Source organism: Thioalkalivibrio sp. AKL10, from assembly GCF_000381845.1.
GTDB classification, from domain to species: Bacteria; Pseudomonadota; Gammaproteobacteria; order Ectothiorhodospirales; family Ectothiorhodospiraceae; genus Thioalkalivibrio; species Thioalkalivibrio versutus.
On the sequence record NZ_KB907142.1, the window covers coordinates 1118024 to 1139994 of the forward strand.

Sequence of the window (21971 nt, forward strand, 5' to 3'; positions counted from 1 at the left end):
TATCAGGAGTCCCGTTCGATCCGTGCGGGCTGACCCGGGCGCAGTGGAGTGTCGTCCATCGGAGAGAATTCGACCTCGACGCGGTAACCCCGCTCGGGCTCGTCGCCGGTCGGCTCCCAGCCGATGGTCGCAATGGTGCCGGAAAGACGCTGGTCGCCGACTACGACCGTAACGGTCTCCCCGGGTTCCAGGTCGGCGGCGGTGGCGGCCGGGACGGTGGCCACGGCGCGCATCGGGTCGATGGTGCCAAGGATCGCCAGGACCGGCGGCAGCAACGCCGGATTGACGTACTGCCCCGTGTTGGCGTCGAGGCGCACCAGGCGCCCGCTGGCCGGGGCGCGGATGGTCGCGTCCTCGAGATCGGCGCGGATGCGGTCGCGCTGGGCGCGGGCCTCGGCCAGGCGGGCCGCGACGGTCGCGTAATCGATACGTGCCAATTCCAGTTCGCGGGCGGCGATCAGGGTCTGGTCGTAGAGATCCTCGGCCTTGTCGCGCTCGCGCTCGGCTTCGTCCAGCTCCATCTGCAGGCGTTCCATGGTCGCGCGGGCGGCGCGCAGGTCGGCATCGCTGCGCCGGGTATCCAGCCGGAACAGGACGTCGTCGGCCTCGACCCGGTCGCCGGCGCGGGCCTCGATTGCCTCGATGCGGCCCGCGATCGGGGCAGTAATGCGGTGGCGCTCACCCCAGTCGAGTTGGGCCGCGAAGCCTTCCTCGGCCAGTAGAGGCATGGGTGCCAGGGCGAGCAGGGCCAGCAGGCCGCCGGTGGTCAGCAGGGATGGGACATGGAATACGCGGGGCATGGTCAGGTCTCCCGTCCGGTCGCCGGCGGTTGGGCGGCTCAAGGGTTTTCGTCCGTGGCGCGGAACGGGCTCAGCTCGTCGCGCCCGCTCAGCAGGGCCAGGCGCTCGTAGGCCAGGGCCAGTTGGAATTCGGTGCTTGCATTGAAGTGCGCCGCGGCGCTTTGCTGGACCATCGAATCGCCCAGGTCGGCCTGGTCCTCGATGTCGTACAGGTAGCGCGCGCGGTCGATGTACAGCTCGCGGTAGTCCATGCGCCAGGCGGCCTCGTCGCGCTGGGTTCGTAGTGCGCGGATCTCGTCGTGCAGCTCGCGCAGGCGGTTGCGCGCCTCGATGCGGGCCTCGCCCAGCTCGGCCTCGGCTCGATGGCGGGCGGCGACGGCCTGCCCGACCCGGCTGTCGTGGCGGCGGCCCTCGTACAGCGGGATTTCCAGGACCAGGCCGGCGGCGAACGGGTTGCGATCGCTGCCGCCCAGGTCGCGGTGCCACCAGCCGGATTCGGCCTCGGCATACAGGCGCGGGCGCCGCTGCGCGCGCGAGGCCGCCACCTCGCGGCTGGCGGCCTCGACGTGGCGGCGCTCGGCCATCAGGCGCGGACTGGTGTTATCCAGTTCGGCGAGCAGCGCATCCAGTTCGGGCAGTTCGGGCAGATCCAGGGGCAGCATGGGGGCGAGTACGGTACGCACGCGCCGGTCCGGGCGGTTCAGGGCTTCGGCCAGCGCGGCCCGGGTGCGGGCCTGGTCCTGCAGGGCGCGGGTACGTTGCACGCGCAGGGTCTGGTACTCGGATTCCAGGCGGAAGACCTCGATGTCTGAGACCTGACCGCGCTGGTTGCGCTCCTCGGCCCGTTCCTTGGATACGTAGGCGGCGGCCATGGCCTCGGTGTCGCGGGCGAAGGCGAGATCTGCCAGCAGCACCTCGAAGTAGCGCTCGAGGACGTGGATGCGGTGACGGGCGTGGGTCAGTTCCTCTTGCTGGCGGGCGGCCTCGAGTCGCTGTTCGCCTGCGGATTCGCGCGCATGCGACTGCCCGAAATCGCTCAGCAGCTTGCGTGCGACGATGGAGGCGCGGGAGTCGTTGCGGCTGCGGTCGGCAATCAAGTCGTTGGGCTCGATCCAGCGGGCCTCGAGCCGCGCATCCACGCGCGCATCACGCTCGGCACGAGTCGCCTCCAGGGCGGCGCGGGCCTGTTCGCGGTCGGCGCGCGCCTGACGCACCCGGGGGTGCAGGGCGTCGACTCGTTCCAGGGCGTCACCCACCCGCATCGGGTTGGGCAGCGGGCCGAGGCCGGTTGCGCCGCCGGCTTCCTGGGCGGTCGCCGGCCCGGCCAGGGGCCACAGGAGCAGACTGGTCAGTAGCAGGCGAGCCAGGGGCCGCCGGCGTCCGGTGCAGGACGAGCGGGGGTGCATCGGCGACATCAGGCGTCGATCCTCGGGAGTGGCAAGAAGATGGGTTTAGCGACCGTCTTGCTCGCGCTTGAAGCGCGTGAAGTTCTGGTCCTTGTAATGCCCTTCGGCGACAAACTCGCCTAGCTGCAGGAATTCGCGGGAGTCGCGGGTGGCCCCGGTGAAGCGGGCGATCGGTTCGCCATCGAGGTTGAAGAACTGGAACACCGGTGTGGCGCGCACCCGGTAGTCGCGGGTGGCCCAGTCCATCTGGGTTTTGGTCTCGCCCTCGAAGGTGACGATCTCGATGGCGCCCTCGACATCGACGCTGAACACCCGGAAGTGTTCGCTGAAGTATTCCTGGACCTCGGGCTGGTTCAGTACCTGGTTTTTCATGCGGTGGCAGAACGGGCAGTCGGCCATCTCGAAAAAGATCAGGATGCCTTTCTTGCCGGCCGCGCGCGCGTCTTCCAGCTCTTCGGGGAACTCGCCGAAGGTCGGGTCGAAGAAGTGGTGTGTCGGATCGCGCGGGTCTTCGACCGCGGCGGTTGCCAGAGCGGGGACAAGGAAGGCCAGCAGGGCCAGCATCAGGATTGGATTACGCAACATGAGCCGTCACTCTCCGAATATGTAGATAGCCGTATGCACCAATGACGTGCAGGAGACTGGCTTAATTCCCTTTGCTGTGCAAGGACAAAAGGGGTGGGCTCCCCGCAGGTGCCTGGAGATTGGAGTGTCCGCGCATCAGCGGGGTTCCAATCGACACCACCCGGGGCGCATGTTCCAATAAACAGGCCTGATCTGCGGAACCCCTTCGATGCGCAACCCCCTCTTTCCCCTGTTTGTCTTTCTCGGTCTGGTGCTGCTCGAGATCTTCGGCTTCGCCTGGGTGGGCGATGCCGTGGGCGCCCTGATGACGGTGGTGCTGGTGATCGTCACGGCGGCGGCCGGGCTGATGTTGTTCCGATTGCAGGGCTTCTACCATTGGCGACGGCTGCAACAAAGCCTGGCGCGGGGGGAGGTTCCGGCGCGCGGGCTGGTCGAGGGCTGGCTGCTGATGTCGGCCGCCGTGCTGCTGTTGCTGCCGGGGTTCTTTACCGATGCCGCCGGCTTCGTGCTGTTGATTCCGCCGCTGCGGCGCTGGGCGGCTGCCGGCATCCTGCGCCGCGGCATGGTCCGCACGCGCACCGGCGGCCCTGGTGGGCCGCCGGGCGGCGGTACCATCGAGGGCGAATTCCGCCACCACGACGATCGCCCCGAGGCGCCGAACGATCGGCTGGACCACGACGACCGTCGCTGATTCACGTTTCTGGCCCCGCTTTCGTAACGCGCGCTCTTGACTCGCCCTTGTGTGCCCCTATTATTAGCACTCGTCAGGGGTGGGTGCTAACAGGGTGCCTGCCCGACAAACCAATTTTCCTGTTTGAGACATTTTATTAAGGAGTTCGCGCCATGAACCTGCGTCCTTTGCACGATCGAGTCATCGTGAAGCGTATGGAAGAAGAACGCACCACCCCCGGCGGCATCGTGATCCCGGATTCCGCGGCCGAGAAGCCGATCCGTGGCGAAGTGGTTGCAGTAGGCAACGGCAAGATCCTGGACAACGGCGAAGCCCGTCCCCTAGACGTGAAGGCTGGTGACACGGTCCTGTTCGGCAAGTACTCCGGCACCGAGGTCAAGGTCGATGGCAACGAAGTCCTCGTGATGCGCGAAGACGACATCATGGCCGTCATCGAGGGCTGAACGCCCCGAACCGCGACCGTCTAACACGAATTTTCAGGAGTAGAACGAATCATGAGCTCTAAAGAAGTACGCTTTGGTACCGACGCCCGTACCCGCATGGCCAAGGGCGTGAACACCCTGGCCAACGCCGTGAAGGTCACCCTCGGTCCGAAGGGCCGCAACGTGGTCCTGGACAAGGCCTTTGGTGCCCCGACCGTGACCAAGGACGGCGTGTCCGTGGCCAAGGAAATCGAGCTGGAAGACAAGTTCGAGAACATGGGCGCCCAGCTGGTTAAGGAAGTCTCCTCGCAGACCTCCGACACCGCCGGTGACGGCACCACCACCGCGACCGTGCTGGCCCAGTCCATCGTCCGCGAGGGCATGAAGGCGGTCACCGCCGGCATGAACCCGATGGACCTCAAGCGCGGCATCGACAAGGCCGTGAAGGCCGCCACCGAAGAGCTGAAGAAGCTCTCCAAGCCGTGCACCGAGCACAAGGCGATCGCCCAGGTGGGCTCGATCTCCGCGAACTCCGACACCGCGATCGGCGAGATCATTGCCGATGCGATGGACAAGGTCGGCAAGGAAGGCGTGATCACCGTCGAGGAAGGTTCCTCGCTGGAAAACGAGCTGGATGTCGTCGAAGGCATGCAGTTCGATCGCGGCTACCTGTCGCCCTACTTCATCAACAACCAGCAGAACATGAGTGCCGAGCTGGAGGATGCCTACATCCTGCTGTTCGACAAGAAAATCGCGAACATCCGTGATCTGCTGCCGATCCTCGAAGGCGTGGCCAAGGCCAACAAGCCGCTGCTGATCATCGCCGAGGACATCGAAGGCGAAGCCCTGGCGACCCTGGTCGTCAACTCCATGCGCGGCATCGTCAAGGTCGCCGCCGTGAAGGCCCCGGGGTTCGGTGATCGCCGCAAGGCCATGCTGCAGGACATCGCCGTGCTGACCGGTGGCCAGGTGATCTCGGAAGAGGTTGGCCTGTCGCTGGAGAAGACCACGGTGGAAGACCTGGGCCGCGCCAAGAAGGTGCAGGTGACCAAGGAGAACACCACGATCATCGACGGCATGGGGTCCAACAAGGACATCAAGGGCCGCGTCGACCAGATCCGTGCGCAGATCGAGGAAGCGAGCTCCGACTACGACAAGGAAAAGCTGCAGGAACGCGTGGCCAAGCTGGCCGGCGGTGTGGCCGTCATCAAGGTCGGTGCTGCCACCGAGATCGAAATGAAAGAGAAGAAGGCCCGCGTCGAAGACGCCCTGCATGCCACGCGTGCGGCGGTGGAAGAAGGCGTGGTACCCGGCGGTGGCGTGGCCCTGCTGCGTGCCTGCGCCGCGATCACCAAGCTCAAGGGTGACAACGACGAGCAGACCGCCGGTATCAACATCTGCCGTCGTGCGATGGAAGAGCCGCTGCGCCAGATCGTCTACAACTCCGGTGACGAGCCGTCCGTGGTCCTCAACCAGGTCCTGGAAGGCAAGGGCAACTACGGCTACAACGCCGCGAGCGGCGAGTTCGGCGACATGATCGACATGGGCATCCTGGACCCGACCAAGGTGACCCGTTCCGCGCTGCAGAACGCCGCATCGGTCGCTGCCCTGCTGATCACCACCGAGGCCATGATTGCCGACATCCCGAAGAAGGATGACGGTGGCGGCGCCGGTGGCGACGACATGGGCGGTATGGGTGGCATGGGCGGCATGGGTGGCATGGGCGGCATGATGTAATTCGCCGCTTTACCCGTGCATCGTTGATGTACCTAGGGACCCCGCTTCGGCGGGGTCTTTTTGTCTGACCGGTACCGTTTCCTGGGGTCCGAGTTCGGGTGCCAAATCCGCGGTTTCAGGAACCCTTAACAGGGTTGTGTGTCTTCCGGAGTACAGCTTGCCGGAATGTCGCTGTGCGATTCGGGTTCTGTCTGTTGCAATATCGAAACAGGGCAGTCGAAAGTCACTGGATATTCGGAAATTTACGGAATGTGACGATGTTGTGATGTCGACACATAATTTGCGTTCCGAAGCGTGCAAAACCCGAACTTGTGTGCCACTATCAGGGTACTGTAGGGGGCTTGGCGCAAGGAGCTCGCTGCTTTGGATTGCGGTCGCGGCGCGTACCATGGTGGTCGCGCGGTTCAACCCGGGTCCGACGTCTATTGTTTTTACAAGGAGGCTTTGCAATGAATCATAAGCTCGTTAAGAATCTTCTGGCCGCTTCCGTGGCCTCGCTGGTGCTCGGCGCCGCCGGGCAGGTTGTGGCGCAGGAACCGCCGGCCGCCAACGTGACCGACCGTAGCGGCAAGGTTGTGGTCGATCGCTCCGGTGAATGTGTGCGTACGCGCTCCTGGACGGAAGAAAACGTGAAGTTCCCGCATTGCGCGGGCTACATCGAAGAAGTTGCCGAGGCCCCCGAGCCCGAGCCGGCGGCTGCCCCGGCGCCGGAGCCGGAGCCGGAATTCACCACCACCACGCTGAGCGCCCAGGCCCTGTTCGACTTTGACAGCGCAGACCTGCGTTCCGAAGGTCGTTCCGCCCTGCGTGATCTGGCCCGCAGCCTGACCTCCGACGACGCCGAGTACAGCTCGGTGCTGGTCGAAGGCCACACCTGCACCATCGGCCCGGCCGACTACAACCAGGGCCTGTCCGAACGTCGCGCCCAGGCAGTCACCGACTTCCTGGCCAGCGAAGGCGTGCGTGAAAGTGACATCCGCACCGTCGGCTACGGTGAAGACCGCCCGACCGCCGACAACTCCACCCAGGAAGGCCGCGAAGCCAACCGCCGCGTGGAAGTGACCTCCGACGTGCGCAAGCGCGCCGACTAAGGTCGCCGGCAAGACCCTGACCGCCGGTTCGCCGGCGCGTTGGAATCAGGCCCCGCTCCGGCGGGGCCTTTTTTGTGGGCAACTCGCGGGCGCCATTCGGCGGACCTTCGGCCCGGCCGGAGGCGGGGGCGCGATTGCCGGCCCTTCAGCCTGCGTTAATGTGGCGGCCCTAGACTGGTTCCAAACACCCAAGGATCCATGATGACCATGAACCTGAATACGAACCTTCCCCGCTCCCCGTTCGGCCCGATGCTGCTGCGCTCCGGTGCCTTGTTGGTCGGCATGCTGCTGGCTACTTCGGTCGCGGCGGGTGGCGTCGAACGCGCAACGGACCTCCAGGCGCTGAACACCCAGGGCGATGGCAAGGCGACCGTGATCATGTTCGCGTCGAGTAGCTGTCCCTACTGTGATCGTGCCGAACAGCGTTATCTTGGCCCGATGACCGAGGACCCGGCTCTCCAGGGTGTGAATATCCGCAAGGTCATGCTGGATCGCCAGGAGGTGCGCGATTTCGACGGCACGACCAAGCTGGGCAGTGAGCTGGGTCGTGCCTACGGCGTGCGGGTGGTGCCGACGATTATGGCGTTCGATGCCGAGGGCCAGCCGGTCGGGCGTCCCCTGGTGGGCATCCCCAACGAACAGCTCTACCGCAGCCAGATCCGCGTGCGCATCGACGCCGCGCGCAACGGCGCTCGCGATACCTCAAGCTAGGGAGACTCTGGTCAACGCGCACTTCGCGATCGCGCCAGAAGTGGTGTGGGTATGGAATGACAGGTTTGTCGTTCTGGGCTCAGCGAGGCCACCCCGAAAGTCCGCTGGGTTGCATTCCACGGAGATCGCCACGGCGCTTCGCGCCTCGCGATGACGGGCCAGCACCGGCATTGAGAAGATCTTCAAGGTGAAATCATTCGAGCGCCGATCACCACCGAGAGCAGGTTTGAGCGCCTCCGTGAACTCCGTGTCCTCTGTGGTTAAACCGGCATGGATCTTCTTCGTGTGCTTCGTGGTGAAAAAGGCCTTTGATCCTTAGTCCGCAGCGTCTCCCTAGCGCTCGAATCGATAGATCAGGTCTACCGACTGCTCCGTCGTCCCGGAGGCAGTCTCGACGCTCAGGTTGCGGGTCAGTTCGTAGCGCAGCAAGACCTTCGATGTGTTGTCGAACAGCCCGATGGAGTAGCGCAGCAGCAGGCGCGGCGAGAGGTACAGGCCCAGTGTCAGCGCGCTTTCGTCCAGCCCGCCCTCGGTGTCCAGCTCCACCTCGTCCAGCCCCAGTTCGCGCCCGATGCGTTCGGTAATCACCGCGCCCTGTTCCAGCCCGTAGGCGGCTGCGGCAGCAGCGATCATGTTGCCATCGGATTGCGAGGCGCCGGATAGGGGGCGTCCAGTCAGCAGGTAGGACATCGCCTCGGTCTCGTCCATCGGCGGGTCCGAGATCACCCGCGAGCTCAGGTTGTCCGGCGTGCCGCGGATCTCCAGCCCGACGGTCACGTTGTATTCGCGCACGGTGCGTACCGCGCGCAGGTCCAGTTCCGGGTTCTCCGCCGGCCCCTGGAAGACCAGGCTGCCGCGTTCCACCCGCAGGTCCTGGCCGTAATCGCTGTACTCGCCTTCGGGGATCGTGATCTCGCCGAACAGTTGGGTCGGTTGCCCGGTGACCTCCTCGACATCCACCTCGCCGGCGAAGCGTGCGGTCAGGCCGAAGCCGTCGAAGCGCACGTCATCCCCCAGACGGATCCGAATGCGGATGTCGGTCTTGAGTCCCTGTGCCTCCGTGATCTCCTCCCCGAGGATGATCTCGTCGCCGGAGACGCGGATCGCTCCGGGCGGCAGATCCGGCGGACGGATGCGCGCCCAGGGCAGAAAGACCTCGCCGCGCACACGAATACCGTCGTCGGGGGTAAAGACCAGCTGCAGGTCTGGTGTAATGCGTGCCTCGGCGTCGATCCGATTGACCACCAGGAAGTCCTCGCCGGTCAGGTTCAGCTCGGCACGGGGCCCGGCGTCGCCGAGGTCCACGCGACCGTCGAGGTCGATACCGCCGTCCCCCGACTCCAGGCGGCCGGTCAGGGTCAGCTGTTCGGCCGAGACCACCCGGGCCGTGATCTCGGGAATGACGATATCGATGCCGGCCTCGGGGATCAGGACCCCGCCGTCGCGGAACGCCACTTCGCCCTCCACCAGTGGCGCGTCCAGTCGTCCGCCGAAGTCGAGGCGGGCGTTGAGCGAGCCACGCAGGCGCTGGATCTCGGGGCTCAGAGCCGCGAGCCAGGACAGGTTATCGAGGTGCGCCTCGAAGTCGCCGTCAATACGCAGGTCGTCGCCGTCCGGGCGTAGTTGGATGTCGCTGCGCGCCGTCCCGCCATCCAGGAAGTCGAGCCGCAGGGAGGCGTCCACGTCGCGATCGCGCACCCGGGCGGTCAGCCGCACATCGCGGTAGGGCACCTCCTCCAGGTCTCCGTCCTCGTCGCGCACGACCAGGTGGCCATCGGTCGGGGTCACGGTCAGGTCGGCCGTCACGGTGCCATCGGCTTCCATACGGCCGCTGGCGTCAGCATTCAGCTGGCCCGCGATAGCGAGTTCCGGCGGCAGGAAGGGTTCCAGCCAGGCCAGGTCCACCGCCCGGGCCTCGGCGGCGAACTCGGCCCCTGTCGCCGCATCCCAATCCCCCTCGACGCACAGCCGTCCGTCGTCGCGTGCCAGGCACAGGCGCTCCAGCCGTGCATCTTCCGGCCCGCCTTCCAGTGCGACCGGTTCGGTCAGTTGCCAGGGGCCCCCCGCGGGTTGGTCCAGATTCAGCCGTGCGATCTGGCCGCGCCAGTGGAGGGTGTCGGGGTTCAGTTCGCCTTGCAGCGCCAGATCCAGCGAGCCCAGATCCCCGGCATCGGCCGCCAGTGTCACGCGATGCCCGTCGATACGACCGGAGGCGCCTAGGCGCAGGGTCTCCACGCGTGTGCCGTCGGCCAGCCCGAGGCCCGTCAGGCGCAGGTCGATCTCGGCCGGGGCGGCGACCTCGAGGCCGGCGTCGGCCCCCAGCTCCAGTTGCTCCAGGGTGATATCCGCGAGTCGCAACCCCGCACCGGTTCCGCGTGCCGCCACGCGCGGCCGATCGGGTTCTCCGGTGATGTGTGCATCGAGCTCCAGTCGGCCGGCGAGGTCGGGCCAGACCCGATCCAGCTCCGGGGCATCCAGGCGCAGCTCGAAGTCCAGGGCCTCGGTCCATTCGCCGTGGGCGGTCAGGGTGTTCCGGCCCAGCGCCAGGTCCAGCTGGTCCACTCGCAGATGTTCTCCCTCCAGCTGCAGTTGGCCCTGACCGGATACGGGCTGGTCGCGCAGCGTACCATCCAGCCGTTGGAGTTGGGCCTGCACGCGGGGGGTGCCGTCGGCGTCGAGGTGCCCCTGGCTGAGCAGGGCGAGGGCGATCTGGCCGGGGGCCTCGGCGACCACCAGCGACGGATCCAGCCCGTCGCCTTCCAGTGTGAGGTCCCAGCGCAGGCCCTCGGACCAGTCGAGATCACCATTCAGGGCGAGCCGGGCACCTGTGTCGGTGGCGAGTTGCAGCCGCTCGATCTCGCCACCCGTCTCGGTCAGCGCGATCAGTGCATCGCCCGTGATGTCGATCCCGCGCAGTCGGGCGCGCAATGGGTCCAGGCCAAGCTGCGCGCTCAGGGCGCCGCTGGCGGGGGCGTAGTTGCCGTCCAGCACGAGTCGCAGTTGCTCGATCTGCCCGTCCAGCTCCGAGTGCAGGCGCGCCAGATCCGGGGCCTCCAGATCCAGTCCGAGGTCGAAGACGAGGCGATGATCGGGGTCGCTCAGGTCGCCCGCCAGGCCCGTGGCCGAAGCGTTCAGGTCCAGCTGCGCGGTATCGCGGATCGTCAGGTGCGTGTCCTCGATCCGCGCCTGACCGTCGACCAGCCAGGCGTTCAGGCTGCCGGTGATGGGTTCCCCCTCGTAGTGCCCGGTCAGCTCGTCAAGGGTGACGCTCGCGTCCAGGGCCGCCAGAGGCGGGGTGTCGGTTCCCAGCGGCAGGGTGCCCTGCAACCGTCCCTTCAGGCGTTCGACCCCGGCATTGAACTCCACACCCATTCCGGCGGGGGTCAGGTCCTCGGCCTCCAGGGTGAGGTCCCAGTCCAGGGTGTCGACAAAGCGAATGGGCCCGGCGAGCGTGACCCGCCCGGCCTCGGAGTCGATATCCAGGGCTTCGATCTCCACCGATTCGAGGTCCCCGTGCGCCCGGGTGTTCAGCACAAGCCGTGGCCAGGGCGTCAGGGTGGCCGCGGTCTGCAGATTCAGCGCCCAGTCCTCCGGAGTCCCCTGCAGGTCGAGGCGGCCGCCCTCCAGGGCGATGTCCTGTTCCGGGTCGAGGTGGTAGGTGAAGGGTTGCCACTGCGCCGCCAGTTCCAGCGCCGGGGTGGTGAACAGTTCGTGGGCGCTGGCCTGCAGGTTCAGCTCGACCCCGGCGCGCAGGTCATGTTCGAGCTGCACACGTTCGCGCAAGGCCCCGGTGATCTCCAACTCGCCACGCGCCTCGTCCGTGCCCAGGCCCTCGGCCAGGGCCGTGGGCAGGGGTGCCTGCCACTGGCCCCGCAGATGCACGGGGTAGTCGCCATCGGCCTCAATCTCGCCGGCCAGCTGGGCCCGGATCTCCGGCATGTCCAACTCCAGTTCGTGCAGTTCGATGCGCGAGCCGCTGGACCGGGCGCGGGCTGTCAGGCGGGTGATCGAGGCCAGGGGTTCGCCCGCCAGCAGGATCTCCATGTCCTCCACCTGGAGCTGGCCCAGGCGCACCGCCAGCGGCAGCCGGAAGGAATCGGGCAGGGCGAAGGGTTCGTCCGCGGGTGGCGCATCCGGGTCGGGTGGTGGCAGGTCCACGCGCAGCCCGGTGGCGGCCAGTGTCCGGATGTTCAGCTCGCCGCGGAGCAGGCTGCGGGCGCTGATCCCGACGCGCCCGGCGGGCAGGTCGATCACCGGGCCGTCGGGCAGTGCCAAGTGCAACCCGTGCAGGTGCAGCTCGGTGAACAGGGTCCCCTCGACCCGGTTGATGTGCAATTCGACGGGGGCCAGGCGCTCGCCCTGTTCGACCAGCCAGCGGGTCCCCGATTCGGTCGCGAGCAGGGCCCCGAGGGTGCCCAGCAGGATGATCACCAGGGTAAGGACCGTGGAGAGCCCCCACAGTGTGCCGCGCAACAGGGGTCTCAAAGGTCCGGACCCATGGAGAAGTGGATGCGAAAGTCATCGTCCGAGTCCGGCCCGTGGGCCAGGTCCACGCGGAGCGGGCCGACCGGGGAGCGCCAGCGCACACCGACCCCGACGCCGTAGACGGGGTCGAACTCGTCCCACTCGTTGACGACGTTGCCGGCGTCGACGAAGGCCGCGGCGCTCCAGTTGCCGACGACCGGGTAGTCGTACTCGAGGCTGCCCACTACCTTGTGGCGCCCACCAATCACGTCGCCGCTGTCGTTGCGTGGCCCGACCCGCTGGTAGCCGTAGCCACGGATGCTGGCATCGCCCCCGGCATAGAAGCGCAGAGAGCTGGGGAGGTCGCTGACCGAGTCCACGTCGGTGAAGCCGGCATCCACGCGGGCCAGCACCCGGCCGGTGCCGAGGCCGCGGACCACCTTGCCGCTGGCCAGGACCTGGGCGAACGAGATGCTGGACAGGATCTCTTCGCGCGCGCCCTGAACGGTGGTCTCGAAGCGGTAGCCGCGGCGCGGGGTCATCGGTTCGTCCGCTTCCATGCGGCTGATCCGGTAGGACGGGATCAGCAGGTTGCTGCGCCCGCTGTCATCCTCGCCGGCGGTGTAGTCCTCGTACTCGTAGCGCAGCCCCTCGGTGGTCTGCCAGCCGCTGCGGCGCTGCAGGACCCGGTTGGCGCCGACCTGGAAGCGATCGGACTGCTGGGTGTCGGTGTCTTCCGTGCGATAGGTGGTGAACAGGTTCAGGCGTTCGCGCAGCGGGTCGCGCAGCGGGATCTCGTAGTTGTAGCCGATCCCGGAACGCACCGGCGACGCCTCGATCTCGGCCTGGTAGCGATGGCCGATCCGGTTGGCGTAGCGATGTTCGTAGCGCAGCCGGATACGCGGGCCGATATCGGTGGAGTAGCCGATGCCGGCCTCGTAGCTATGGCGTTTGCGCGGCTCCAGTTCGACCAGGATCGGGACCTGCAGTCCCTCTGCCGCGTCGCGTTGCGGGCGCACACGGACGCCGCCAAAGTAGCCGCTGTCGTTCAGATTGCGCTGCAGCGCGATGATCTGCGCCGAGCTGTACGGGTCACCCGCCGCGAACGGCACCATGCGCTGGACGAAGTCCTCGGAGAGGATGTCCTGGTCGATGTGGACCCGCCCCACGCGGTAGCGATCGCCGGTATCCATGTGCAGGCGGATGGTCGCGCTGCGGGTGTCGCGGTCCACTTCCAGGCGTCGGGTGTGGAGATCGGCGTCGAAATAGCCGCGATCCGACGCGATCCGCGTCATGCGGTTGCGCAGGGCCTCGTAGCGATCATGGCGCAGGGTGTCGCCCTCGCGGATCTCGGTCTGGCTGAGCACGGCCTCGAAGCCGAGATCACCGGCTCCCTCGCCGGTGATCTGCAGGTCCACCTGCTCCACCGTGGTCGGCGGGCCGGGATCCAGGGTGATGCGGATATCCCAGCAGGCCTCGTGGCGTTCGAAATCGAGATCCAGCTCGGGGTCGTAGAAACCGATCGCCCGCAGGGCATCGGTGGCGCGCGCCTCGGTGTCGCGCAACACGCGGCCCTCACGAAACCCGGGCAAGTCGCAGGGGTGGCGCGCCAGGTTGATGCTGTTGCGGATATTGCTGCGCTGAGCGTCGGTACCCCCCTCGATCTGCAAGCCGGGGGTGGAGCCATCCTGCGCACCGGCCGCCCCCGGGATGCCCGCCAGTGCGACGAGCAGCATCGCAACCACGCCCAGCCCGGTGCGGGCCGGGCGGCGGACAACAGGGGCGCGGGCGTGGGTCATGAAACGATGATAGCGGTTGCGGAAAGGGGAGCGTGTCGACATCGGAACGCGCGAAATCACGCGAGTTCCCGCTGGGCCTGCACCAACGACCCTGGCGGGCTGCGGAGCGCGCCAGGGTCAGGAGGCCGGGCAGTCGACCCCGCTGCCGCGCGAGAACACTACCAGGTGGGTGAAGTCGAGGCGCAGGCGCACGTGCTCGCCGATGACGAAATTGTCGTGGCTGGGCGCCATGCACAGCACGCTGAGGCCGTCCGGCAGGCGCAGGGTGTAGAGGAAGTCCGCCCCGCGGAAGGCCTTGTCGAGGATCTCGGTGCGGATGGTGCCCGCTTCGTTGTCGATCGCGATGTCGTCCGGACGCACGAGGACGTCCACGGCGGTGCCGGGCGGCAGCTGTTCCGACAGCGTGCCCTCGATCTGGCCAAAGGCGGTATCGACCACGTGTTCGGCGCAGACCATGCCGGGGATCAGCGTACCCTCGCCGACGAAGTCTGCGACGAAACGATCCGCCGGTCGATGGTAGAGGTTGTAGGCAGTGTCCCACTGGGCCACGCGGCCCTGGTGGATCACCGCGATGCGATCGGCGAAGGCGAAGGCCTCGTTCTGGTCGTGGGTGACCAGGATGGCGGTGGTGTTCTCCGCGCGCAGGATGCGCCGGACCTCGCGGGCCAGTTCGCTGCGTAGCTCCACGTCCATGCTGGAAAATGGCTCATCCAGCAACAGCAGCTTGGGCCGCGGGGCCAGGGCCCGGGCCAGGGCGATGCGTTGCTGCTGGCCACCGGACAGGGCGTGCGGGTAGGACTCGCCATAGCCCGGCAACCCCACCAGCTTGAGGAGCGAGCGGATGCGCTCGTCACGATCCTTGCGGCTCCAGTGGCGGATGCCGAAGCTAATGTTGTCGGCCACGCTCAGGTGCGGGAACAGGGCGAAATCCTGGAACACCATGCCGACCCCGCGCTTCTCCGGCGGGATCGTGCTGCGGGCATCGCTGACGCTGCGCCCGTCCAGCTGGATGCTCCCCGCCATCAAGGGCTCGAAGCCGGCGATCGCCCGCAGCAATGTGGTCTTGCCGCAGCCGGAGGGGCCCAGCAGGCAGCCGATCTGGCCCTTGGGCAGGGCCAGGGAGACCTGATGGACCACGGCGGTACCGTCATAGCCGATATCCACTCGATCGAGGGCGATCAGCGGGGTATGGGGCACCTGCAGTGTGGTTTCGATGGGCTGGGTCATGGCGTATTCGTCGTGCCTGCGGGCATGGCGAGGGGTTTTTGCGACGATTCTTCGTCCGGCGCGCGGGTCGGGCCCTGCTGGCCGGGGCGCGAGCGGCCGATGGTCACGGACAGCAGGATAACGGGAACCAGCCCGACCAGCACGATGGCCAGGGCGGCGCTGGAGGATTCGGCCAGGCGCTCGTCACTGGCCAGCTCGAAGGCGCGCACGGCGAGGGTGTTGAAGTCGAACGGGCGCAGGATGAGCGTCGCCGGAAGCTCCTTCAGGACATCGACGAATACCAGCAGCAATGCCGTCAGCAGGGTGCCGCGCATGATCGGCAGGTGTACCCGGGTCAGGGTCTGCAGTGGACGCATCCCCAGCGAGCGGGCGGCATCGTCCATGCTCGGCTGGATCTTGCCCAGCCCGGCCTCGACCGTTTGCAGCGAGACCGCGAGGAAGCGCACGGCATAGGCGAACAGCAGGGCGAACAGCGTGCCCGACAGCAACAGGCCGGTGGATACCCCGAAGGTGTCGCGCATGAAGCCGTCCAGGGCGTTGTCGAAGGCGGCGAACGGGATCATCACGCCGATCGCGATCACGATGCCGGGTACCGCGTAGCCCATCCCGGCGACGCGCACGGCAGCCGCGGTGAAACGCCCGCCCTCCATGCGCCGCGCATAGGCGAGGACCAGGGCCAGGACGACCGCGATCACGGCCGCGGCGATGGCCAGCCAGAAGCTGTTGAAGACCAGCCGCCCGAAGGCCGGGTTCATCCATTGTTCGGTGGTCTGCACGGTCCACAGTCCGAGCTGGAGGGCCGGCAGCAGGAAGCCCAGCAGGACCGGAAACAGGCAGCCCAGGAAGGCCGCGGTGGCCTTCCAGCCGCGTAGCTGGTAACGCGGCAGGGTCGAGTAGCGGCGGCTGGTGTGATGGAAGCGCGCCTTGGCCCGCGACCAGCGTTCCAGCACGATCAGTACGAATACGAAGGTCAGCAGCACGGCCGCGAGCTGGGCCGCTGCGGCCGGGTCGCCCAGGGCGTACCAGGTGCGGAAGATGCCGGTGGTGAAGGTGCTCACGCCGAAGTAGGCGACCGTGCCGTAATCGGCCAGCACTTCCATCAGCGCAAGGGTCAACCCGGCGATGATGGCCGGGCGCGCGAGCGGCAGGGCGACCCGGCGAAAGCCACCGAACGGGCCGGCGCCCAGAGTGCGGGAGACCTCCAGCACGCAGACCGACTGCTCGAGGAAGGCGGCGCGGCTGAGCAGGTAGACATAGGGGTAGAGCACCAGCGTCAGCATGGCCATGGCGCCGCCCAGCGAGCGGATCTCGGGGAAGTAGTACTCGCCGTATCCCAGTCCTGTGAGCTCACGGATCAGGCTTTGTACCGGACCACTGAAATCCAGCATGCCGGTATAGGTGTAGGCAATGATGTAGGCCGGCATGGCCAGCGGCAGCATCAGTGCCCACTGGAAGATCGAACGGCCGGGGAACTCGCACACGCTGACCAGCCAGGCAACCGGCACCCCGATCACCAGCACCCCGATCCCGACGCCAATCAGGAGGGCCAGGGAGTTGACGACATAGTCCGCGAGGACTGTCTCGCGCAGGTGGGTCCAGACCTCGCCGGCGGGGATGAACACGTGCCCGAAGATGACCAGGATCGGCAGGGCGAGTGTCAGCGCTACGACGATGGCGACCGCCGACCACGGGCTGAACGGCAGGCGCTGGCGAACCGCAGGATTCGCAGGCGTCGCGGGCGGGTTGGTGGTCTGGGCGGTCATGGATTGCGAATAATAAAGGTTCTTGTTTCGAATACCACTATGGCCGCCTTGTGACTGGCGGATTGTCGAGGCCATGTGCCGCGACCCCGGTCGCTACACCGCGCCTTATGCCCGGCCCTGTGCCCTCCGCGCGTTCTGTGGTGCCCAACAGAACGCCCCCGGAGGACCGGGGGCGAGAGTGAGTGGGGTGTCGTGGACGAGCATCAGCGCCAGCGGACGCGGTCCATGATGCGTACGGCCTCGGCGTTGTGGTTGCCCAGACGGTAGAGCTCGATGTCGTCGGACTGGAATTCGCCGAAACTCTGGAGGATGTCGCTGGCGGGTACGTCGTCGCGGATCGGGTATTCCTGGTTGACCTCGGCGTACCACTCCTGCGCCTCGGTGGAGGACAGGAATTCCAGCAGGCGAATCGCGTTGTCCCGGTTCGGGGCATGCGCGGTGACGCCGGCGCCACTGATATTCACGTGGGTGCCGCGGCCGTCCTGGTTGGGCCAGAACACCCCGATCTGCTCGGCGACCTCGCGATCACGGCCCTCGCCGTCCAGCATCAGGCCCAGGTAGTAGGTGTTGGCGATCGCGACGTCGCAGACCCCGTTGGCCACGGCGTGGATCTGGTCGCGGTCGCCGCCCTGCGGCTGGCGCGCCATGTTGGCCACGATTCCGGCGGCCCAGTCCTGGGCGGCTTCGGCACCCTCGGTGGCGATCATCGCGGCCACCAGCGACTGGTTGTACACGTTGTCGGAGGAGCGGATACAGATCCGGCCCTCCCAATGCGCATCGGTCAGGGCCTCGTAGGTGGAGAGTTCCGCCGGGTCCACGCGGTCCTTGTGGTAGAGGATGGGGCGCGCGCGCGACGACAGGCCGAACCACTGTCCGTCCGGGTCGCGGTAGCGCTCCGGGATATTCTCGCGCAGCACGTCCGATTCGACCGCCTGCAGCACGCCGGCCTCGCTGGCCTGGTGCAGACGCGCCGCGTCCACGGTGATGAAGAGATCGGCGGGTGAGTTGCGACCCTCGTGGCGCAGGCGCTGCAGCAGACTGTCCGCCCCGCCGGTCACCAGGTTGACCGGGATGCCGGTCTGATCAGTGAAGTCGTCCAGCAGCGGCTTGATCAGGTTTTCCTGGCGCGCCGAATAGAGGTTGACCTCGTCCTGGTCGGCGGGGCTGCAGCCGACCAGGGGCATGCTGACGGCGATGGCGGCGGCCGTGGCGATCAGCCAGGCAAACGGGCGAACGTTCATGGCGAGCGATCCTCGTGTGGATTCATGCGGCGGATAGCCGTGTAGACGAGAACGATTGTTATTTGTGTTCTCATCCAAGTCAATACCCCGCGACCGGTACGTGGCATGGGGTGGCCTCCCCGGGTCGCAACGCTGATACGCTTGGCACATGGACAAGCCCCTGCCCGAATCCCCCGCTCGCCTGTCGCCGCCGCTGGAGCAGGAGGTCCGCGATCTGCTGGCCGAGCTGGATGAAAAGCTCGCCTGGCCGGACACCTTCCTGGCGTCGACCCCGGCCCCGTTCGCCTTCAGTCACTACCTGGTGCAGACAGTGCGTCAGCATCCAGAGTACTTGCTCGAGGCGCTGGATCCACACGGCCAAATACCGGCTTGTGACGATGCGGACTTCGAGCGCACGCTGCAGGCGCGCCTGGGGGCCGTGACCGACGATGCCGGGCTGCGTCACGCGCTGCGCGAAACGCGGCATCGCGAGATGATCCGCATCGCCTGGCGCGACCTGGCCGGGCACGCCGACCTCGACGAGGTCATGCACGACCTGAGCCGTCTGGCCCGCTCCCTTATCGAGGGTGGCCTGCAATGGCTGGACCGCCATTTGCAGGAGCGTTACGGCCAGCCGCGCAGCCCCGCGGGCGAGGCCCTGTCCATGGTGGTCCTGGGGCTCGGCAAGCTGGGTGGCAGCGAGCTCAACTTCTCCTCGGATATCGATCTGATCTTCGCCTTCGAGGAGGCGGGGGAGACCGATGGCAAGCGCGTGATCGAGAATCAGGAATTCTTCCAGCGCCTGGGGCGCCAGCTGATTGCGGCGCTGTCGGACGTGACTGCGGACGGCTTTTGCTATCGCGTGGACATGCGCCTGCGCCCGTTCGGGGATTCCGGACCGCTGGTGATGCACTTCGACGCGATGGAGGACTACTACCAGGCCCACGGCCGCGAGTGGGAGCGCTACGCCTTGATCAAGGCGAGTCCGCTGGCGGGCGACCCGGAGGCCGGGGCGCGCCTGATGCGCCGGCTGCGCCCGTTCATCTACCGGCGCTATCTGGACTACGGCACGCTGGCCAATCTGCGCGAGCTGAAGCAGATGATTAACGACGAGTCGGCGCGGCGCGGTCGCTTCGAGGACGTGAAGCACGGCGAGGGTGGGATCCGCGAGATCGAGTTCATCGCGCAGTCGTTCCAGTTGATCCGCGGGGGGCGCGACCAGGGGCTACAGCGGCGTGACCTGCTGGGCGTGATGACGGCATTGCAGGAGCGCGACCTGCTGCCCGGCTACGCCGTCGACCAGCTGGAACGTTCCTATCGCTTCCTGCGCCGGGTAGAGAACCGTCTGCAGATGCTGAATGACCAGCAGACCCACCGTCTGCCCTCCAATGGCCAGGACCGGCATCGACTGGCGCTGTCGCTGGGGTTCGACGACGAGGCGGCCTTCGAGATGGCGCTGTTGCGCGAGCAGCGGCGGGTGCATGCTCACTTCGAGCAGGTATTCAGTGCCCCGCAGCGTGCGGACGGGGAGGCCATGGAGGCCTCGCCCGAGACCGGGCGCGAGCAGCAGCTCAATCGTCTGTGGCAGGGCTCGCTGCCGGAGGCGGATGCCCGGGCGGTGCTGGGGGCGATGGACTTTCAGGATGCGGACGAGGCTCTGCGCGGGATCGCCGATCTGCGCGAGAGTCCGGGCGTGCGCGCGATGAGCGTGACCGGGCGCCAGCGCCTGGACCGCCTGATGCCGTTGCTGATCGGGGCGATCGCGGAGATGGACGCGCCGGATGCGGTATTGCCGCGGGCGCTGCAGATGGTGCGCACGATTGCCCGGCGCTCGGTGTACCTGTCGCTGCTGGTGGAGAACCCCCTGGCGCTGTCGCAGCTGGTCAAGCTGGTGGCCGCCAGCCCGTGGATCAACGAGCAGTTGACCCGCCACCCGGTGCTGCTGGACGAGCTACTGGACCCGCGCGCGCTGTACGCGCCACCTGATCGTGACGGGCTGCGCGAGGAGCTGGAGGCCGAGCTGGCGCAGTTCCCCGGGCAGGACCACGAGCAGATGCTGGACCGGCTGCGCCAGTTCAAGCAGGTGCAGACGCTGCGCGTGGCGGCCGCCGACATCATGGGCTTTCTGCCGCTGATGAAGATCTCCGACCATCTCACCTGGCTGGCCGAGGTGCTTCTGGAGCGGGTGCTGCAGCTGGCCTGGGACAAGATGGTGGAGCGCCACGGCGAGCCGCAGTGCGGGGCCACGGATGCGCGCCGCGTCGCGCGCTTTGCGGTGATCGGGTACGGCAAGCTGGGTGGCTTCGAGCTGGGCTATGGTTCGGATCTGGACGTGGTGTTCCTGCACGACAGCGAGGGCGACGAGGCGCAGACCGCGGGGCCCAAGGTGATCGACAACACCGAATTCTTCGCCCGCGTCGCCCAGCGGGTGGTGCACCTGCTGGGGGCCTTTACCCCGGCGGGCCGCTTGTACGAGGTGGATACCCGGTTGCGCCCTAGTGGTACCGCGGGTCTGCTGGTCAGCGGCTTGCAGGCGTTCCGGCGTTACCAGGACGAGTCGGCCTGGACCTGGGAGCATCAGGCGCTGGTGCGTGCGCGCTTCGTGACCGGGGATGCCGAACTGGGCGAGCAGTTCGATGCCCTGCGTCGCGAGGTGCTGACTCGTGAAAGGGATACCGATGCACTGCGCGCCGAGGTGGTCGAGATGCGCAACCGCATGCTGGCCGAGCACGCCTCGAAGCGGGGCCACGGCTTCCATCTCAAGCGCGACCGGGGCGGTATCACTGATATCGAATTCATGGTTCAATACTGGGTTTTGGTATCTGCTCACGATCATCCCGCCGTGTGTGACTGGCCGGACAAGATCCGCACGCTGGATGCACTGGGGCGCGAGGGCGTGATCGACGCGGCGTTGAGCGAGGCGCTGGCGGATGCATACCGCGATCTGCGCAACCGCATCCACCGCCTGACGCTGGCGGGCCTGGACGCCCGGGTCGAAAAGCCCGACGACGAGCTCTGCGCCGTGCGCGATGGCGTGATCGATGCCTGGAATGACCTGTTCGGCGAGCCGGAATCGGCCGCGAACGAGCCCACATAGAGGAACAAGACAATGTCGATGGCCGACCGCGACGGGGTGATCTGGCTGGACGGGCAGATGGTGCCCTGGCGTGAGGCGAAGACCCACGTGCTCACCCACACGCTGCATTACGGCATGGGGGTGTTCGAGGGCGTGCGCGCGTACAAGACCGAGCGCGGCCCCGCGATCTTCCGCCTGCAGGACCACACCCGGCGGCTGTTCAACTCGGCCAAGATTCTCGGCATGACCATCCCCTATGCCGCCGAGGTGCTGAACGATGCCCAGATCGCGTCCGTGCGCGACAACGGGCTGGAAAGCGCCTACCTGCGTCCGATGTGCTTCCTCGGCTCCGAAGGGATGGGCCTGCGCGCCGACAACCTCCTGGTGCATGCGATGGTTGCGGCCTGGCACTGGGGCAGCTACCTGGGCGACGAGGGTATCGAGAAGGGGATTCGGATTCGCACCTCCTCTTTCAGCCGGCACCACGTCAACGTGACCATGTGCAAGGCCAAGGCCAACGGCAACTACATGAACTCCATGATGGCCCTGCAGGAGGCCACCCGCTGTGGCTACGACGAGGCCATGCTGCTGGATACCGAGGGCTACGTGGCCGAAGGCAGCGGCGAGAACATCTTTATCGTGCGCGACGGCGTGCTGTTCACCCCGGACCTGACCTCCGCGCTGGACGGCATCACCCGCCGCACGGTCATCGAGCTGGCGCACGAGGAGGGCCTGGACGTCATCGAGAAGCGCATCACCCGCGACGAGGTGTACATCGCCGACGAGGCCTTCTTTACCGGTACCGCCGCCGAGGTGACTCCGATCCGCGAGGTCGACGACCGCCCGATCGGCTCCGGCACCCGCGGACCCATCACCGAGCGCCTGCAGTCGCGCTACTTCGATGTGGTACAGGGCCGGGACAGCCGCCACGAGGGCTGGCTGACCTTCGTCTGAGACGCCCAATTTTCCGTCAACCGGA

General features: G+C 67.1%; 15 protein-coding genes. 7 read left to right on the plus strand and 8 right to left on the minus strand.

From position 1 onward, the window contains the following. Window positions 1-2 precede the first annotated feature (2 nt). From G333_RS0105385 to G333_RS0105395, 3 genes are read right to left on the minus strand one after another with little or no spacing between them, the layout of a single operon-like run. Window positions 3-800: an efflux RND transporter periplasmic adaptor subunit gene (locus tag G333_RS0105385; protein ID WP_019627892.1), complete on the minus strand. Its 798-nt coding sequence runs from the start codon at window positions 798-800 to the stop codon at window positions 3-5. Between the two features lie 38 nt (window positions 801-838). Beyond that, window positions 839-2215, minus strand: coding sequence for a TolC family protein (locus G333_RS0105390; protein ID WP_019627893.1), 1377 nt, complete (start codon window positions 2213-2215; stop codon window positions 839-841). A 36-nt stretch (window positions 2216-2251) separates the two neighbouring features. Then, window positions 2252-2791 (minus strand): thioredoxin family protein, encoded by a 540-nt coding sequence (locus G333_RS0105395; protein WP_019627894.1) that lies wholly within the window; start codon window positions 2789-2791, stop codon window positions 2252-2254. 208 nt (window positions 2792-2999) lie between these two features. Between G333_RS0105395 and G333_RS0105400 the strand changes: the two genes are divergently transcribed. The 5 genes from G333_RS0105400 (at window position 3000) to G333_RS0105420 (ending at window position 7443) form a co-directional block, all read left to right on the plus strand. Beyond that, complete coding sequence (locus G333_RS0105400; RefSeq protein ID WP_018168990.1) at window positions 3000-3482, plus strand: FxsA family protein; 483 nt, start codon at window positions 3000-3002, stop codon at window positions 3480-3482. Window positions 3483-3634: 152 nt separating this feature from the next. Next, window positions 3635-3925 carry a co-chaperone GroES gene (groES, locus tag G333_RS0105405; RefSeq protein WP_018145210.1) on the plus strand — a complete coding sequence of 97 codons (291 nt, stop codon included), beginning with the start codon at window positions 3635-3637 and terminating at the stop codon, window positions 3923-3925. 51 nt (window positions 3926-3976) lie between these two features. Further along, window positions 3977-5641, plus strand: a complete 1665-nt coding sequence (groL, locus tag G333_RS0105410; RefSeq protein ID WP_018175630.1) for a chaperonin GroEL — start codon at window positions 3977-3979, stop codon at window positions 5639-5641. A gap of 449 nt (window positions 5642-6090) precedes the next feature. Continuing rightward, on the plus strand, window positions 6091-6732 hold the full coding sequence (locus G333_RS0105415) for an OmpA family protein (protein WP_018168992.1): 642 nt from the start codon (window positions 6091-6093) through the stop codon (window positions 6730-6732). 201 nt (window positions 6733-6933) lie between these two features. Further along, window positions 6934-7443 carry a thioredoxin fold domain-containing protein gene (locus tag G333_RS0105420; protein WP_019627895.1) on the plus strand — a complete coding sequence of 170 codons (510 nt, stop codon included), beginning with the start codon at window positions 6934-6936 and terminating at the stop codon, window positions 7441-7443. Between the two features lie 333 nt (window positions 7444-7776). On the opposite strand, the gene G333_RS0105425 is transcribed toward G333_RS0105420, so the two are convergent. From G333_RS0105425 to G333_RS0105445, 5 genes are all read right to left on the minus strand, one after another. Further along, complete coding sequence (locus G333_RS0105425; protein ID WP_019627896.1) at window positions 7777-11916, minus strand: translocation/assembly module TamB domain-containing protein; 4140 nt, start codon at window positions 11914-11916, stop codon at window positions 7777-7779. A gap of 8 nt (window positions 11917-11924) precedes the next feature. Then, a complete protein-coding gene (locus tag G333_RS0105430) occupies window positions 11925-13748 on the minus strand; it encodes an autotransporter assembly complex family protein (protein ID WP_019562763.1) in 1824 nt (607 codons plus the stop codon). Between the two features lie 75 nt (window positions 13749-13823). Further along, the gene (locus G333_RS0105435; protein WP_019627897.1) at window positions 13824-14933 is read right to left on the minus strand and encodes an ABC transporter ATP-binding protein; all 1110 of its coding nucleotides are present in this window, start codon (window positions 14931-14933) and stop codon (window positions 13824-13826) included. Then, complete coding sequence (locus G333_RS0105440) at window positions 14930-16696, minus strand: iron ABC transporter permease (protein WP_019627898.1); 1767 nt, start codon at window positions 16694-16696, stop codon at window positions 14930-14932. The genes G333_RS0105435 and G333_RS0105440 overlap by 4 nt, the downstream gene beginning before the upstream one ends. 203 nt (window positions 16697-16899) lie before the next feature. Further along, window positions 16900-17937 carry a Fe(3+) ABC transporter substrate-binding protein gene (locus tag G333_RS0105445; protein WP_019627899.1) on the minus strand — a complete coding sequence of 346 codons (1038 nt, stop codon included), beginning with the start codon at window positions 17935-17937 and terminating at the stop codon, window positions 16900-16902. 148 nt (window positions 17938-18085) lie between these two features. Between G333_RS0105445 and glnE the strand changes: the two genes are divergently transcribed. Together glnE and G333_RS0105455 are read left to right on the plus strand one after the other, a co-directional pair. Continuing rightward, on the plus strand, window positions 18086-21013 hold the full coding sequence (gene glnE / locus G333_RS0105450) for a bifunctional [glutamate--ammonia ligase]-adenylyl-L-tyrosine phosphorylase/[glutamate--ammonia-ligase] adenylyltransferase (RefSeq protein WP_019627900.1): 2928 nt from the start codon (window positions 18086-18088) through the stop codon (window positions 21011-21013). 12 nt (window positions 21014-21025) lie between these two features. Continuing rightward, window positions 21026-21946 carry a branched-chain amino acid transaminase gene (locus G333_RS0105455; RefSeq protein ID WP_019562766.1) on the plus strand — a complete coding sequence of 307 codons (921 nt, stop codon included), beginning with the start codon at window positions 21026-21028 and terminating at the stop codon, window positions 21944-21946. The last annotated feature ends 25 nt before the right edge of the window (window positions 21947-21971 follow it).